We start from the raw sequence: 14,292 nt of genomic DNA on the forward strand, positions 1-14,292 counted from the left end.
GCGGCAGTGATCTGCCGAGCGACGGTGAAACCGATCTTTGTGGGGCTCGGCACGGCGGCCATCCTCGCCGCCGGCGGCGCGTCCGCCGTGGCCGACGCCGCGCCCTCCACCCCAGGGTCGGATCCCGCCTCCCCCGCGACGGGCGAGCTCCAGGTGAACGTCGCCTCGACGGCGACCGAGCTGGACCCCGGCGACTCCCTCGACATCACCACGACCGTCACGGCCGTCGGCGGCGCCGTGGCGAACATCAAGGTCACCAACATCACGGCGACCCTCTCGGGCACGACGGTGACCGGCGACTGCGGCGTGCCGTTCGAGTCGGCGGGGTGCGCCGTCGGCGACCTGGCCGAGGGCGAGAGCGGGACGCCCGTCAAGTCGCACGTGACGGTCCCGAAGAAGGGTCCGGACGCGACGACCGTCTACAAGATCACCGTGACCGTCGACGCCACCGACCTCTCCCCCGTCGCCGGGTACACGACGTTCAAGTACGTCGTCCCGGCCAAGCCGCCCACGAAGCCGCCCACGAAGCCTCCCACCCCGACCCCCACGCCCTCGAAGACGCCCACGAAGTCGCCGTCGCGCCGGCCCACGACGCCGTCGCCCACGTCGTCGCGCTCCTCGTCTCCGGGGACGTCGCACCGCGGGTCCGGTGGGGGAGGCGGCTCCTCCGGAAACGGGACGGGGACGAGCGGGTCCGTCCAGACGTCGCCCAACTCGTCCTTCGAGGCGCAGAACCCGCAGGTGGCGCTGCCGTCCATCCAGGCGCCCAACCCGTCCGTCGCGCCGAGCCCGGACCCTGGGGCGGCGGCGCCGCAGAGCCGCCTCCAGGGCAACAAGGCGCCCGTCGCGCAGGACCTGACGTTCGAGCGGATGGCCAGCACGCAGATCGCTTGGCTGGCGGCACTGATGGTGGCGTTCTCGCTGCTGCTGACGCAGCTGCGCCTCGGCCGCCGGCGGCTGCCCGCCGGGGCCCCGAGGCGGCCCAGGGGAACGCACCGGCGACCGCGGGGCGGCATGTTCGGCGGGTGACTCCGGGACGCCCGCGTCTTCACCCAGATGATCAGCGCAGGTCGCGCGCAGGTCACGCATTCGACGAGTGGCGCGTGTTCGTTCATGGGCATGCCCCGTGGAACTCGACCGCCGGCACCGCATGGGGACGGCTCCGGAAACGGCGGACCCCTCGAAAGAGAATCTCACGCACGCCCTTCCGAGACGTCCGGAAATACCCGTGCTCGATGACGTCAACCGACCAAACGAAGGCGGACCGTCCCCCTGGCCGACCGCCTAGCCCACTAATGGAGAACAACGGTCTCGTGTCCGCCGTCGCGCGGCCCGGCACCGACCGGCTCGTTCCAAGGCGAGCGAAAATCCCGGTCCCCTTGGCGCGCCTTGACGATTGTCGGCAGGCGTGCGGGATGCCCGGCGAAACGGCGGCGACCGCGCGACCGTCCTCCCCGATTCGGGAGCGCGGCCCGGCCAACTCGCTGCAAGGAAGCGGTTTGAGGCTCTCTGGAATGGTTAGTCTCCCGAAGCGGCTGTTCCTTGCCAGCGCCCTTGCTGCCCCCGGAAGAGGTGACCGGTAATGGAAATTCGGACAGACGGTGATGTGCCGAACCAGGACGAGATCGCGGAGCTGCGCGCCCGAGCGGAGTCCGGCGATCGGAACGCGGCCGGACGATTGGGTGAGTTGCTGGCGAAGCACGGCGACCTGGAAGCCGCGTTGCACGTGTGGGCCCGCGCCTACGGCGACGCCTCACCGACGACGAGGCGGCTGGCCGAACTGCTGGCCGACCGCGGCGACCTGAGGGCCGCCGTGGAGGTGTGGCAGTTCTCCGACCCGGTCAGGCAGAACCCGTCCGGCCTCCACGAGGAGTTCATGGCCGGCCTCGACGTGGACGAACGCGTCGACTGGGAGGACGACCCGGAGGACTGGGCGTTCATGGAGAGGGAGCGGCTGACCAGCCTGCTGACCGACCGAGACGACGAGGCCGCCGTCGCTTAGTCGGTGTGTCACCGGGTGCATTCAAGCTCGAACCGGGCGCCGATGTGGCCGGCGAGCACCGCCAGCTCCGCGCCCGCGGCGTTCGCGTAGGCCCGGTACCAGGGCTGTGTGAACTCCTCGAACGCGTTGTGCACCAGGTGGGCGGCATCCGTCGTGCGCCCTGCGTGCACCGCGAGCCGGGCTTCGACGAAGGCCGTGCACGCTGCGAGGTTCGGCGACCGCCTCAGTTCGGTGACTCCGGCGAACTCCAGTGTCCGCGACCGCCGGCGGCCACCGTCGCCGTCACCGCGCAGACCGGCCGCGAGCCCCGGCATCGCCACCGACGGCGAAAGCCAGGCCGGCAGCGGAGAACCCGCCTCGCGCCACTTCATGGCCGAGGGCGGTCGGGTGGGCGCTACCTCATGAGGGTGTGGCAGGCGATGGCGGCGGCCGCGGTGACGTTGAGGGAGTCGACGCCGGCGGACATGGCGTCCCCGCTCATGGGGATGCACACCGGCTCGTCGGCCTCGTCCAGCCAGTGGGAGGACAGGCCGTCGCCCTCCGAGCCGAGCAGGAGGGCCACGCGGTCACCCGTCGATGCCTTGTCCAGAGGTGTGGCCGTCTGGTCGGGGGTCAGGGCGAGCAGGGTGAAGCCGGCGGCGCGCAGCTTGCCCAGGTCGTCGTGCCAGTTGGTCATGCGGGCGTAGGGGATGGCGAAGACGGCGCCCATCGAGACCTTCACCGCACGCCGGTAGAGGGGGTCGGCACACCTCGGGGACAGGATGATCGCGTCGATGCCCAGGGCCGCGGCACACCGGTAGATGGATCCCACGTTCGCATGGTCGACGAGATCCTCCAGGACGAGGATGCGGCGAGGCGGCCGAGTGCGCCGCACAGGGGCGCCGGTGCCGGCGCGGTCGGCGACGTCCTCGCGGGCGGCGGCGCGGCGGGCCGTGGTGAGGACGGTGTCGACGGGCGGCAGGGGGAGTCGTTCCATCGAGGCCAGGGCGCCGCGGTGCACCTGGAAGCCTGTGATCGCTTCCATGGTGGCGTCGTCGGCCAGGTAGGCGGGGGCGTCCACGCCGTCCAGCAGGTCGGCCAGCGGCCCGGCCCAGCGGCGGGCCATCAGCAGGGAGCGGACGGGATGGCCGGCGCCGACCGCACGGCGGATCACCTTCTCGCCCTCGGCGACGAACAGGCCGTGCTCGGCCTCCAGGCTCTTGCGGAGGTTGACGTCGCGGAGGCGGACGTAGTCCGCGAGGCGCGGGTCGGCGGGGTCGGAGACGGGGATCAGGCTGGCCATCCCCCAAGTCTGCCGCCGGGCGCCCGGTGCCCCGGCTGCGCGGCGGCCGGATCCGGCCGCGAGAGCTCCCTGAATCTGGTTCTAGAGAGGGATTCGCGTACGCTCATACCCCTCCGATCGCTGCGCGCGGCGGCCATGCGCGCTGCCAGGTTCGTCGGGGCTCACGCTCATGACCTGCGTCATCATCAGTTTTGAGTCCTTTGTAACCTCTGGGGCGTACTACTACAGTGCCGGGGAACATGGGCCGGTTTCAGGTGAATCGAGGGCAGCCGTGAGCGGACGTCATCGCAATGACCTCCCCGGAGGGGCGGGCGAAGGCGGGTACGACCCGTCCACCCCCGTCTTCGGCCCGGCCAACGACGGGTCGTCCGACTGGTTCGGAGCGCGGGACAGCCAGGGGCAGCCGCTCGCCCAGCCTCAGGCGGGCCCGCAGGGCGCCCCGCCCGGCATGGCATCCGGCGCGTCCGGCGAGATGCCCGAGTGGTTCACGCCCCGGCTCTCCTCCGAGCAGCCGGTCTACGGCCAGGGCCGGTACGGCGAGGAGCCGCGGACCGCGTCCCCGCAGGGGCCTCCCTTCGAGCCCTCGCCGCTGGCCGGGACGGGTTACAGCGAGTACGACGCCATCAGCAGGTCGGACGGCGGCCAGGCCGGGTTCTTCGGCGGCTCCGGTGGGCCGGGTGACTCCGGCGGGTACGGCGGCGGATCCGGTGGTTCGGGCGGCTCCGGCGGTTCGGGGGGTTATGGCGGTTCGGGGGGCTATGGCAGCGGATCGGGCGGCTACGAGCACGGGCGCCGCAGGCGCAAGCGCAGCGCGACCGCGCTGATCGGGCCGATGGCCGGCGCCGTCGGCCTGGCCCTGCTGCTCGGCGTGGGCGTCTACGCGTTCGCCGAGAGCGGCGGCGGCTGCTCCGGCGACGGCGCGATGAACCTGTCCGTGGCGGCCGCGGTCGACATCGCGCCGGTCGTGGAGAGGGCCGCCGGGCGGTTCAACGACGGCAAGCACAAGGTCGACGGCAAGTGCGTGAAGGCGACCGTGAAGAGGGTCGAGCCGTCGGCGGTGACGACGCAGCTGTCCGGGCAGGCCGTCGCGAACGACCGGCCGGACGTGTGGATCCCCGACTCGTCCCTGTGGATCTCGCTGGCGCAGACCGACGGCGAGAACGGCGACAAGAGCGGCGTGGTGTCCACCAAGACCTCGCTCGCGGCCAGCCCGATCGTGGTGGGGCTGCCGCGGACCCTCGCGCTGCAGCTGAAGAAGCAGGGCATCACCGCCAGCCCGTCGTGGGACAACCTGCTGAAGGCCGCGGGCGGCGTCGCGGGCGGCGCGGTGACCAAGAACCAGATGATCCCCGCGGGGTCGGTGCGGCTCGTCGTGCCCGACCCGATGAGGAACGCCGCGGGCATGGGCTCGCTGATGGTCACGAGCACGCTGCTGGCGAACGACCCGAACCGGGACTCCATCTTCACCGGCATCGTCCGGACCGTCCGGGAGAGCACCGTCCCGAACGTGAAGGCGGAGTTCGAGCACTTCCGCAAGGACCGCACCGGCAAGCAGCCGATCTCGCTGTCGTCGGAGCAGTCGCTCTACACCTACAACCGGAGCAAGCCCGCCGAGCCCGCGGTCGCGCTGTACCCGACCGAGGGCACGCTCTCGATGGACTACCCGTTCACCGTCACCGCCAAGGGCGACGCCCAGCGCAAGGCCGCCCGCCTGCTCGAACAGGCGATGCGGACCGAGGCGACCCGCAAGGACGTCCTCGACGCCGGGTTCCGGACGGCCGACGGCAGGGCGCCGTCCGGCTTCGGCGAGGCGGCCGGCGTCAGCCCCGCCCGGCCGCGGCAACTGCCCGCGCCGAAGAGCGAGGACGTCGCGAAGGTCATGCAGGCGTGGTCGAAGCTGTCGCTCGGCCTGCGCATGCTCACCCTGATCGACGTGTCCGGGTCGATGGCCGAGAAGGTCGGGCCGAACGTCAACCGGCTCCAGGCCATCGCGCAGGTGTCGCAGGGCGGGCTCAGCATGATGTCCAACGACACCGAGCTCGGCCAGTGGCTGTTCTCCACGAACATGGACGGCAAGACGCCGTACAAGGAGACGGTGCCGGTCGGGCCCCTCGGCGAGCGGGTCGGGTCCAACACGCGGCGCGGCCTCGTCCTGTCCACGCTCAACCAGATGAAGCCGAAGCCGGACGGCGACACCGGCCTGTACCGGACGATGCTGGCCGCGTACAAGAGCATGAACGACTCTTACAAGCCGGAGTTCGGCAACTCGATCCTGCTGCTCACCGACGGGAAGAACGACGACCCGGACGGCCCGTCGCTGCAGGAGACGCTCACGCGGTTGAGGGACATGCAGGACCCGAACAAGCCCATCCAGGTGAACATGATCGGGTTCGGCAAGGGCGTCGACCGGGGCGAGCTGGAGAAGATCGCCGAGGCGACGAACGGCAACGTGCAGATCGCCATGACGCCCGGGGAGATCTCCAAGATCTTCCTGAAGATGCTCTCCCGCCGGATCCAGTGATCACCACTCGGTGATCTTCCGGATGCGCCAGGTAGTTCTTGATTTTTCCCTGAAATCCGTGTCAACCGGGCGCCGGATTCGGCCGTCCATCTATGTGGAGGCCCGACGGGGAGCGGGGCCGTCGGGCCTCCGACCTACTTCCCTCCCTGGCCCGTGACGGGGAGGCGGCCGCCGGTCGGACGACCGACCGGGGCCGGGAGAGCGAACCGCTCCCTCTGAGATCTTCCAGCCCGTCCCCGGCGTCCCTGACGCCCCGGACGAGGATTCCCAGCACAGCCCGCGGGAGGACTTCGTGTCCGGTTGGCCCAGTCTCGACCGCGCCGACGACGAGCGCCTGGCGCGGACGCTGGCGGCAGGCGATCCGAGCGCCCTCATCCAGGTCATGGACCGCTACGCGGCCCGCCTGTACGACTACTGTCACGCACTGCTGCGCGACCAGGACCAGGCGGCCGGCGCGCTCCACGACGCGCTCATCGCCGCCTACGCGCACGTGTCCGGCCTGCGCGAACCCGACCGCTTCCGCGGCTGGCTGTACTCGCTCGTCCGCAACGAGTGCATGCGGCGGCTGCGCGACCCGGACCGTCCCGCGCGGCGCCACGAGGCTCCCGAGGCCGAGGACGGCTTCCTGGACGAAGCGGAGCTCGCCCGGCGCCAGGAGGCCCGGCGGCTGGTCCACGCCGCCTTGTCCGGCCTGCGCGGACGCGAGCGCGAGTCGCTCGACCTCATGCTGCGGCACGGTCTGGACGCCGACGAGATCGGCGGCGTCCTCGGCATGGACGCGCAGCAGGCCACGGGGCTGACCGCCGAGGCCCGCGCCCGCCTGGACGACTCCCTCGCCGCCGCCTACATCGCCCGCGCCGGGCGCGACGACTGCCCCGAGGCCGCGGCGATCGCCGACGACGCGGGATGGCCGCTCCCGCCGCCGGTCGTGCACAGGCTCGTCCAGCACATCGAGGCGTGCGGCGTCTGCGGCCCCCGGCGCGACCGCACCGTCTCGGCGGTGCGGCTCCTGCAGGTGCTGCCGGTCGCGATGACGCCGAACGACCTGCGCGGGCGCGTCATGGCGACCGCCACCGACCCGGCGCTGGCGCCCGACCTCGCCGCCATCGCGCAGGCGGCCCGGCCGTTCGACGACTGGGGCTGGCCCGCCATGGTCGAGCAGGAGCCCGTGCGCGCCACGTCCGGAGGCGCAGGCGGCGGCCGGCGCGGGGTGTGGGCCGCGCTGGCCGCGGCCGCCGCCGTCATCGCGGTCGTCGCGGCGGCGTACTACCTGATGTCGGGCACGTCCGGCGAGCCGCCCGCCGCGCAGGGCCCCTCGGACGGGACGTCGGCGTCCGCCGTGTCACCGTCCTCCCCGGCCGAGTCGCAGGAGCCGTCCGACACCCCGACGCCCACGCGGTCGGCCACCCCGACGCCGACGACCACCTCGCCGACGCCGACCCCGACGAAGACGCGCCGGCCGTCCCGCTCGCCCAGTCCGACCGCGACCCGGACCCAGCCCAGGGCCGGACGGTTGTCGATCGGCTCCTGCGCCATCGAGGGCGCGGGTCCGGGCAGCTGCACCATCACCGTGCGGGCCGTCGGCGGGACGGCCACGTGGTCGGTCACGGGGGCGTCCGGCGGACTCAGCGCCAGCGGCGGCGGCACCCTGCGCAGCGGCCAGTCCGGCTACGCCCGCGTCAGCGGTACCTGCACCCCGCCCGGCGGCTCCGGGACGGTCAGCTTCTCCAACGGGGACGTGCGCACCGTGACGCTGTCGTGCCCGCCGGAGGACGGGGGCCGGGGCCCCGGCTGATCGAGAGGTGACTCAGATCACTTTCGTGGGCGGGAGGGCCGCCCCACGAGGCGATACGGCCACGGGGCGTGCCGGATTCGTTACTTAAATCCGCTCATACGGGAGAAATCCCAGCAACTTGGTGGCAAGATCAGGCAACCTGAGTCGGCCGACGCGCGTCGGGGCTCATCGGGGGCAGATCTTCGAACACCGATTTCGACTGGGAGGGTTCCCGTGGCCGGTGAGTCAGGGGCCGCGCAGAACGACGACCTCAGGCTGGCGGACTCGCTGCGAGCCGGGGACGTCATCGCGCTGACCGAGGTCTACGACACCTACGCGCCGTTCCTCTACGACTACTGCCACGGCCTGCTGCGCGACCGCGTCGAGGCGTCCGGGGCCCTGCGCAACGTCGTCATCGCCGCCCGCGAGCACGTGGACCGGCTCACCGAGCCGGCGCGGCTGCGCGGCTGGCTGTACGCGATCGCCCGCAAGGAGTGCATGCGGCGCCGCGACAGCCCGAACCGGCACACCGGGCAGGAGGCCCCCGAGGCCGAGGACGAGCTGACGCCCGAGCAGCTCGCCCGCCGCGAGGAGCGCCGGCTGCTCGCGCACAGCGCGCTCGCCGCGCTCAACGGGCGGCAGCGCGAGGCCATCGACCTGTCGGTCCGCCACGAGCTGGACGAGGTGGACCTGTCCGGCATCTTCGGCATGCCGCTGGAGGAGACGCTCGCCCTGGCGCAGCAGGCCCGCGAGGACCTCGCCGCCGCGCTGCACGCGTCCCTCATCGCGCAGAGCCACTGGAAGGAATGCCCGAGCGTCGCGGCGCTGACCGAGTCGTGGCCGCTGTCCCCGCAGACATCGGCGGCGCTCGTCCGGCATGTGGAGAACTGCCCGGTGTGCGGAGCGCGGGAGACGCCGCCGCTGCCACCGGACCGGCTGCTGTCGGTGCTGCCGATCGCGGCGATCCCCACCGACCTGCGGCTGGACGTGCTGACCGCCGCGACCGCCGAGGACCGGGCCGGGAACCGCCGCGCCATCGCCGCCTGGACCGAGCCGTTCGACGAGTACGGCTGGCCGCTCCCCTACCAGCAGACCGCCCCGCGCGCCCGGGACCGCGCGCCCGGGCGGCGGCGCGGCCCCCTGCTCGCCGCCGTCGCGGTGGGCGTCGGCCTCCTGGTCCTGTTCGCCGGCGCGATGGCGTGGCTGGGCGGCGGGGACGACGGGACGAACGCGGCGGCGACCGGGCCCGTGACCCCCGGCGGCAGCACCCCGCCCGGCGGTACGGCCGCGCCGGAGCCGATCCCGACCGACCCGTCGTCCCCCACGTCACCGACGGCGTCCCCGACCGAGTCGAAGTCGCCGTCGCCGTCACCGTCGCCCTCGGCGTCCAAGAGCGCGTCGGAGCCGCCGTCGAGCAGGCCGCCGGCGCCGCCCACGACCAGCGCGCCGAAGCCGCCCAAGCCGGGCACGCTGTCGGTGAGCGGCTGCGACATGGGCAGGAACGACTCCTGCACCGTCACGGTCACCGCCGTGGGGGGCTCTGTGAACTGGCAGGTGACCGGCACGTCCGGGCCCGTCAGGGCGGGCGGCTCCGGCCACCTCGACGCGGGCCGCAGCAGCGGCGTCCGGGTGTCGCGCGCGTCCGGCTTCTGCTGGGGCCGGCAGACCGGGACGGTGTCGGTCTCGCCCGGCGGCCCGGCGACGGTCACCTACCGCTGCTGAGCGGGGCGCCTACCAGACGGAGCCCGCGTCGAGGGTGCGGTGGGCGCGGTCCAGCAGGAGCGGCACGCCGCCGCCGATCTGGTCGAAGCCCTCGCCGACCGTCGCGTTCTGCAGGTAGCGGGCGTGGATGCCCTCCAGGATGACCGCGAGCTTGAAGCACGCGAACGCGACGTAGAAGTCGAGGTCGGCGAGGTCGAAGCCGGTCAGCTCGGCGTACCGCCCGGCGAACTCGCGGCGCGTGAGGAAGCCGGGCGCGGAGGTGATCGTGGCGCCCACCGGGAGCTGCTCGGCGTCGGCCGCCTCCGCCCAGTAGACGAGCGTCAGCCCGAGGTCGGACAGCGGGTCGCCGAGCGTCGACATCTCCCAGTCGACGACGGCCGCGATCCGCGGGCGCGGCTCCAGCCGCGCGAGCGCGTTGTCGAGCCGGAAGTCGCCGTGGACCAGGCGGGCCGGGGCGTCGGCCGGCAGCCGGTCGGCCAGCCGCGCGACGAGCCGGTCGTACTCGGGCAGGTCGTGGGTGCCGCCGGTGGCGCGGACGGCCTCCTGCGAGCTGTCCCACTGCTTGCCCCAGCGCTTGAGCTGGCGCTCCATGTAGCCGCTCGGACGCCCGAAGTCCCCCAGCCCGACGGCCTCCACGTCGACCGTGTGGATCGCGGCGAGCGCCTCGGCCAGCGCGTCGCTGAGGCCGCGCGCCTGCTCGGGAGTGATGTCGGCGGCGTCCTCCCGGGTGCGCAGGACTCGGCCCTCGACGAAGTCCATGAGGTAGAAACGGGCGCCGATGACCTCCTCGTCGTCGCAGAAGGCCAGCGTCACCGGCACCGGCACCGCCGTCCCGCGGCCGAGGGCCGACAGCACGCGGTACTCGCGGCCCATGTCGTGCGCCGTCGGCAGGACGTGGCCGAGCGGCGGCCGGCGCAGCACGATGCGGCGGCCCCCGTCCAGCGTGATGCCGTACGTGAGGTTCGAACGCCCGCCCGCGATCAGGTCGATCGCGCTGATCCGTCCCGATCCGGGCAGCTCACGGGCCAGCCAGGCCGCCAGCCGGGGGACGTCGATACCGGGCACCCCGGCGGGCAGTTCTGCGTCAACGGTCATGACGCACTATTAGAACGCGGCTCGGTCAGGGCTGTGAACCCCACCCCCGTACCGCCGTGCGCTCCGTGATGCCCCGGCCACTTCCGGCCGACTTGCGGCCGCGTGTCATCCGTTTTCCCGAGTCGGGCCTGACCTGCGCGAACACGGGGAGCCTCAGCCTCTCTTCCGCCCAGGGCGAGCAACTCGACCGAAACCCCGGGAGGAAAAAGGTGACACAAGGTGGAATGCTCGGACACGCGGGGTGCCCGTCTGCCGCCACACCTGATCGAACCGGACCGAACCCGGCTAAGTGGTCGTCAGCCGTCATCCCGCCACAAGGCGGCGAGCTGGACTTATGAGTCTCGCTGGGCTAAGAGAAGTAACTGAGACCACTCGGGGGCCAGACCGCCCGATTGGGGGGGACGCACCGTGGCAGACGCATGGCTGCCAAGAGCCGGCCGCATGCCGGCACCGAACGATGGCGGAGCGTTGCGGGGAGGTGCTCCCCGCGTCGTCTGGTGCGCCGAGGAGCACGACCCGCACACCGTCTCCGCGCGCTCGGTGGCCGTCGACCTGCTGAAGGAGAACCGCCCGGCCCACCTGGTGTGGCACCCGGGCACCGGTGAGATCGTCCAGCTCCTGCCCATCACCCGCGCGGCCCGGCTGCTCGGCGGCGCCCTCGGGCGGGAGGGCCGCGTCTGCGCGCAGATCATGGTGGTGGGCCAGTCGCGGTCGCCGTTCACCGGCTCGCCGCTCACCGGCGTCGAGGCGATCGTCCAGTGGCTGGACGCGTGGGGCGTCGCCCGCCGCTGGCCCGCCGGCCCCCCGCTGCCGTCGCCGCAGTCGTACCACGCGCAGCGCAGCCGCAGGGACTGGGCGCGCGGCGGGCACTACGGCGCGTCCCAGGTGCCGCTCCTGGACCGTCCCGACCCCGGCGGGATCGACGTGCGGCGCATCACGGGGCCCGACACCGCGGTCGCCCCCATCCCGAAGTCCCGCCTTCCCGGCGCCGCCACCGGCCCCCGGCTGGTCCCGCCGCGGACCCGCACGCCCGAGACCGCCCGTCCGGCGCCGAGCGACGCGCCGCCCGCACGTCCCGGACCGCTGCGCCCCGCGTCGGAGCCCGTCCCGGTCGGCCCCCTGTCCAACTGACCGGGCCGCGCTACCCGGCGAGCGTCCGGACGATCTCGCACCCCTTGCGCAGCTCGGCCAGGGTCGCGGCGGAGCCGTAGCCGATCACCAGTCCGGAGGCGCGCACCGGGCCCATGTGGTGGCGGTCCAGGGTCTCCAGCACGATGCCGCGCCGGGCCGCCTCGTCCACGGCGCGCGCGGCCACCGTCTCCGGGACGTCCACCACGAGGTGCAGGCCGGCCGTGTCGCCGCGCAGGGGCAGGCCGTCCAGCGCCTGCACCACCACCTCGCGGCGCCGCGCGTACTCCCCGCGCATCCGGCGGACGTACCTGTCCAGGTCACCCCTTTCCAGGAGGAGCCTCAGCGCGTCCTGCGGCACCACGGCGGTGCGGTCGTTCAGCTCCTCCCTCCGGAGCGCGACCTCCGCCACCAGGTCGGGACGGCCTCCCAGCCAGCCGACGCCCATGTCCGCGGTGAGGATCTTGGCGGTCGTGCCCAGATAGACGACGACGTCCGGGTCCAGGCCGTAGAGCGCGGGCAGGGGCGCGACGTCGTAGCGGAACTCTCCGTCGTAGTCGTCCTCGGCGATGATCGCCCCGTTGCGCCTCGCCCATGCCAGCAGGGCCTGCCTGCGCGGGACGGGCAGGACGCCGCCCATCGGGAACTGGTGCGACGGCGTCGTGTAGACGAGGCGCAGGTCATCGGGCAGAGCATCGACAACGAGGCCGTGCTCGTCCACAGGACAGGGAACGAGCTCCGCGCCACGTCCCCTCAGGACCGCGCGCGCTCTGCCGTAGCCGGGCTCTTCCACACCCACCCGGTCCCCGGGGCGAAGGACGGTCGCGGCAAGCAGATCGAGCCCGTTCGTCGCCCCACGCGTGATGAGAAGGCCGTCCAAGGGACAGGTCACGCCGCGACTACGCCTGATGTAGTCGGCGAGTGCCTGCCGTAGGCCGAGCAGACCATGCGGGTCCTGACGCTGCTGCGGCGGCATCCCCGCAGCGAGCCGCCATGCCCTGCGCCATGCGGGGGTGTCCAGTGCACCGATCCAGGCGAGACCTGGCCTCAGATCGATCTCGTGCGGGGCCGCAGCCCTCCGCACCGGTTTCGTCTTCGCCTGTGGCCTCGGCATAGGCGCAGCGGCGACGCCCTCGGTCACATACGTGCCGGACCCATGCCGCCCTTCCAGCCAGCCCTCCGCATAGAGCTGCTCGTACGCCTCCGTCACAACCGTCCGGCTGACACCTAGCAGACCGGCCAGCGCCCTACTGGACGGAAGCCGTTCACCCGCTGCGAGCCGTCCCTCCCCCATGGCGGAACGCAACTGCGCGACGAGTTGCGCGCTCATCGGCTGCTGAGCGTCCCGCTCCACGGAAAGAGGCAGATCGATCGACAAAGTGGTCACCTGCTATACGCGTCAAGTGGCCATACCAGCCAGGCCACTCGCCTCCTAGCGTAAACGGACATGAACCCACTCTCCTCAACCGCCCGCACCCGCCTCGGCCGCCTTCCCGAACGCTCCAGCAGCGACCGTTCCGTCCTGTACGAGATCCTCGACGACGGCATGATCTGCCACCTCGGCCTCGTCGTGGACGGCTCGCCCCGCGTCATCCCCACCGGCTACGGCCGCCTGGACGACACCCTCTACCTCCACGGATCCACCGGGGCGAGCAGCCTCAGAGCCGGGCCCTCCCAGGACATCTGCGTCACCATCACCCACCTGGACGGGATCGTCCTCGCCCGCTCGCTGTTCCACCACTCCATCAACTACCGCAGCGCCGTCGTCTACGGGACGCCCCGCCTCGTCGACGACCCGGAGGAGAAGCTGACCGGCCTCCGCGTCATCACCGAGCAGCTGACCCCCGGCCAGTGGGACGTGGCCCGCCGGCCCGACCGCAAGGAACTGGCCGGCGTCTCTGTCCTGGCCCTCCCCCTGGACGAGGCGTCCGTGAAGGTCCGGCAGGGCCCTCCCGGAGACGAGGACGAGGACTACGCCCTCGACGTCTGGGCCGGCGTCCTGCCCGTCACCCAGACCTTCGGCGCACCGGCCCCCGATCCGCTGCTGCGCCCGGGGATCCCCATCCCCGGACATATCACCCGGCGCGTGACCTCCTAATTCGATCGCCCGCCATGCCCCGCGCAGTCGTTCATGGCCGTAGGGTAAGTGCATGAACGAGCGGCTGGTCTGGATCGACTGCGAGATGACGGGACTCGACCTGCGCGACGACGCGCTCATCGAGATAGCCGCGCTGGTCACCGACAGCGAGCTCACCATCCTCGACGAGGGCGTCGACGTGGTGATCAAACCCCCGCCCGAGTCGGTCACCCAGATGACCAAGGTCGTCCGCGACATGCACACCACGTCGGGCCTGCTGGAAGCGCTCCCCGGCGGCGTCACCCTCGCCGAGGCCGAGGACATCGTCCTCTCCTACATCCGGGCCCACGTGAAGGACGCCAAGAAGGCCCCCCTGTGCGGCAACTCCATCGCGACCGACCGCTCGTTCCTCGCCCGCGACATGCCGGCCCTCGACTCCCACCTCCACTACCGCATGGTGGACGTCTCCTCGATCAAGGAGCTGGCCCGGCGCTGGTACCCGCGCGTCTACTTCGCCAGCCCCGAGAAGAAGGGCGGCCACCGCGCCCTCGCCGACATCACCGAGAGCATCCAGGAACTGCGCTACTACCGCGCCGCGGTCTTCGTCCCCCAGCCCGGCCCCGACTCCGACACGGCCCGCACCATCGCCTCCCAGGTCGCCTCAGGCTGACCCACCCCGAAGAAGCCGCTA

Annotated in this window: 12 protein-coding genes; 8 read left to right on the forward strand and 4 right to left on the reverse strand. The window is 72.6% G+C overall.

The window, feature by feature from the left end; genetic code table 11:
* The first annotated feature begins 24 nt into the window (after positions 1 to 24).
* Both CHC11_RS02025 and CHC11_RS02030 read left to right on the forward strand, forming a co-directional pair.
* On the forward strand, positions 25 to 1,029 hold the full coding sequence (locus CHC11_RS02025) for a COG1361 family protein (protein WP_143226886.1): 1,005 nt from the start codon (positions 25 to 27) through the stop codon (positions 1,027 to 1,029).
* A gap of 553 nt (positions 1,030 to 1,582) precedes the next feature.
* Positions 1,583 to 2,002, forward strand: coding sequence for a hypothetical protein (locus CHC11_RS02030; protein ID WP_143226887.1), 420 nt, complete (start codon positions 1,583 to 1,585; stop codon positions 2,000 to 2,002).
* An 8-nt stretch (positions 2,003 to 2,010) separates the two neighbouring features.
* Here CHC11_RS02030 and CHC11_RS02035 read toward each other — a convergent pair whose 3' ends face one another.
* A complete protein-coding gene (locus tag CHC11_RS02035) occupies positions 2,011 to 2,373 on the reverse strand; it encodes a hypothetical protein (RefSeq protein WP_089309821.1) in 363 nt (120 codons plus the stop codon).
* A gap of 23 nt (positions 2,374 to 2,396) precedes the next feature.
* On the reverse strand, positions 2,397 to 3,284 hold the full coding sequence (locus tag CHC11_RS02040) for a TrmH family RNA methyltransferase (protein ID WP_089309822.1): 888 nt from the start codon (positions 3,282 to 3,284) through the stop codon (positions 2,397 to 2,399).
* Between the two features lie 271 nt (positions 3,285 to 3,555).
* Here CHC11_RS02040 and CHC11_RS02045 point away from each other — a divergent pair, with 271 nt between their 5' ends.
* The 3 genes from CHC11_RS02045 to CHC11_RS02055 all read left to right on the forward strand — a co-directional run bounded on the left by CHC11_RS02045 (position 3,556) and on the right by CHC11_RS02055 (position 9,301).
* Entirely contained in the window at positions 3,556 to 5,805 is a 2,250-nt protein-coding gene (locus CHC11_RS02045; protein WP_089309823.1) for a substrate-binding domain-containing protein, read from the forward strand.
* A 292-nt stretch (positions 5,806 to 6,097) separates the two neighbouring features.
* Positions 6,098 to 7,600 (forward strand): RNA polymerase sigma factor, encoded by a 1,503-nt coding sequence (locus CHC11_RS02050; RefSeq protein WP_089309824.1) that lies wholly within the window; start codon positions 6,098 to 6,100, stop codon positions 7,598 to 7,600.
* Positions 7,601 to 7,813: 213 nt separating this feature from the next.
* The gene (locus tag CHC11_RS02055) at positions 7,814 to 9,301 is read left to right on the forward strand and encodes an RNA polymerase sigma factor (protein ID WP_089309825.1); all 1,488 of its coding nucleotides are present in this window, start codon (positions 7,814 to 7,816) and stop codon (positions 9,299 to 9,301) included.
* A 9-nt stretch (positions 9,302 to 9,310) separates the two neighbouring features.
* Here the strand turns inward: CHC11_RS02055 and CHC11_RS02060 are convergent, their stop codons facing one another.
* Entirely contained in the window at positions 9,311 to 10,396 is a 1,086-nt protein-coding gene (locus CHC11_RS02060) for a phosphotransferase family protein (protein WP_089309826.1), read from the reverse strand.
* A 441-nt stretch (positions 10,397 to 10,837) separates the two neighbouring features.
* On the opposite strand from CHC11_RS02060, the gene CHC11_RS02065 reads away from it, so the two are divergent.
* Positions 10,838 to 11,527, forward strand: coding sequence for a hypothetical protein (locus CHC11_RS02065; RefSeq protein WP_245918661.1), 690 nt, complete (start codon positions 10,838 to 10,840; stop codon positions 11,525 to 11,527).
* A gap of 10 nt (positions 11,528 to 11,537) precedes the next feature.
* On the opposite strand, the gene pdxR is transcribed toward CHC11_RS02065, so the two are convergent.
* A complete protein-coding gene (gene pdxR, locus CHC11_RS02070; protein WP_089310271.1) occupies positions 11,538 to 12,854 on the reverse strand; it encodes a MocR-like pyridoxine biosynthesis transcription factor PdxR in 1,317 nt (438 codons plus the stop codon).
* A 117-nt stretch (positions 12,855 to 12,971) separates the two neighbouring features.
* Here pdxR and CHC11_RS02075 point away from each other — a divergent pair, with 117 nt between their 5' ends.
* A complete protein-coding gene (locus CHC11_RS02075) occupies positions 12,972 to 13,622 on the forward strand; it encodes a pyridoxamine 5'-phosphate oxidase family protein (protein WP_089309828.1) in 651 nt (216 codons plus the stop codon).
* 52 nt (positions 13,623 to 13,674) lie between these two features.
* A complete protein-coding gene (orn, locus tag CHC11_RS02080; RefSeq protein ID WP_089309829.1) occupies positions 13,675 to 14,271 on the forward strand; it encodes an oligoribonuclease in 597 nt (198 codons plus the stop codon).
* The last annotated feature ends 21 nt before the right edge of the window (positions 14,272 to 14,292 follow it).

Source organism: Actinomadura mexicana (genome assembly GCF_900188105.1).
GTDB lineage: Bacteria > Actinomycetota > Actinomycetes > Streptosporangiales > Streptosporangiaceae > Spirillospora > Spirillospora mexicana.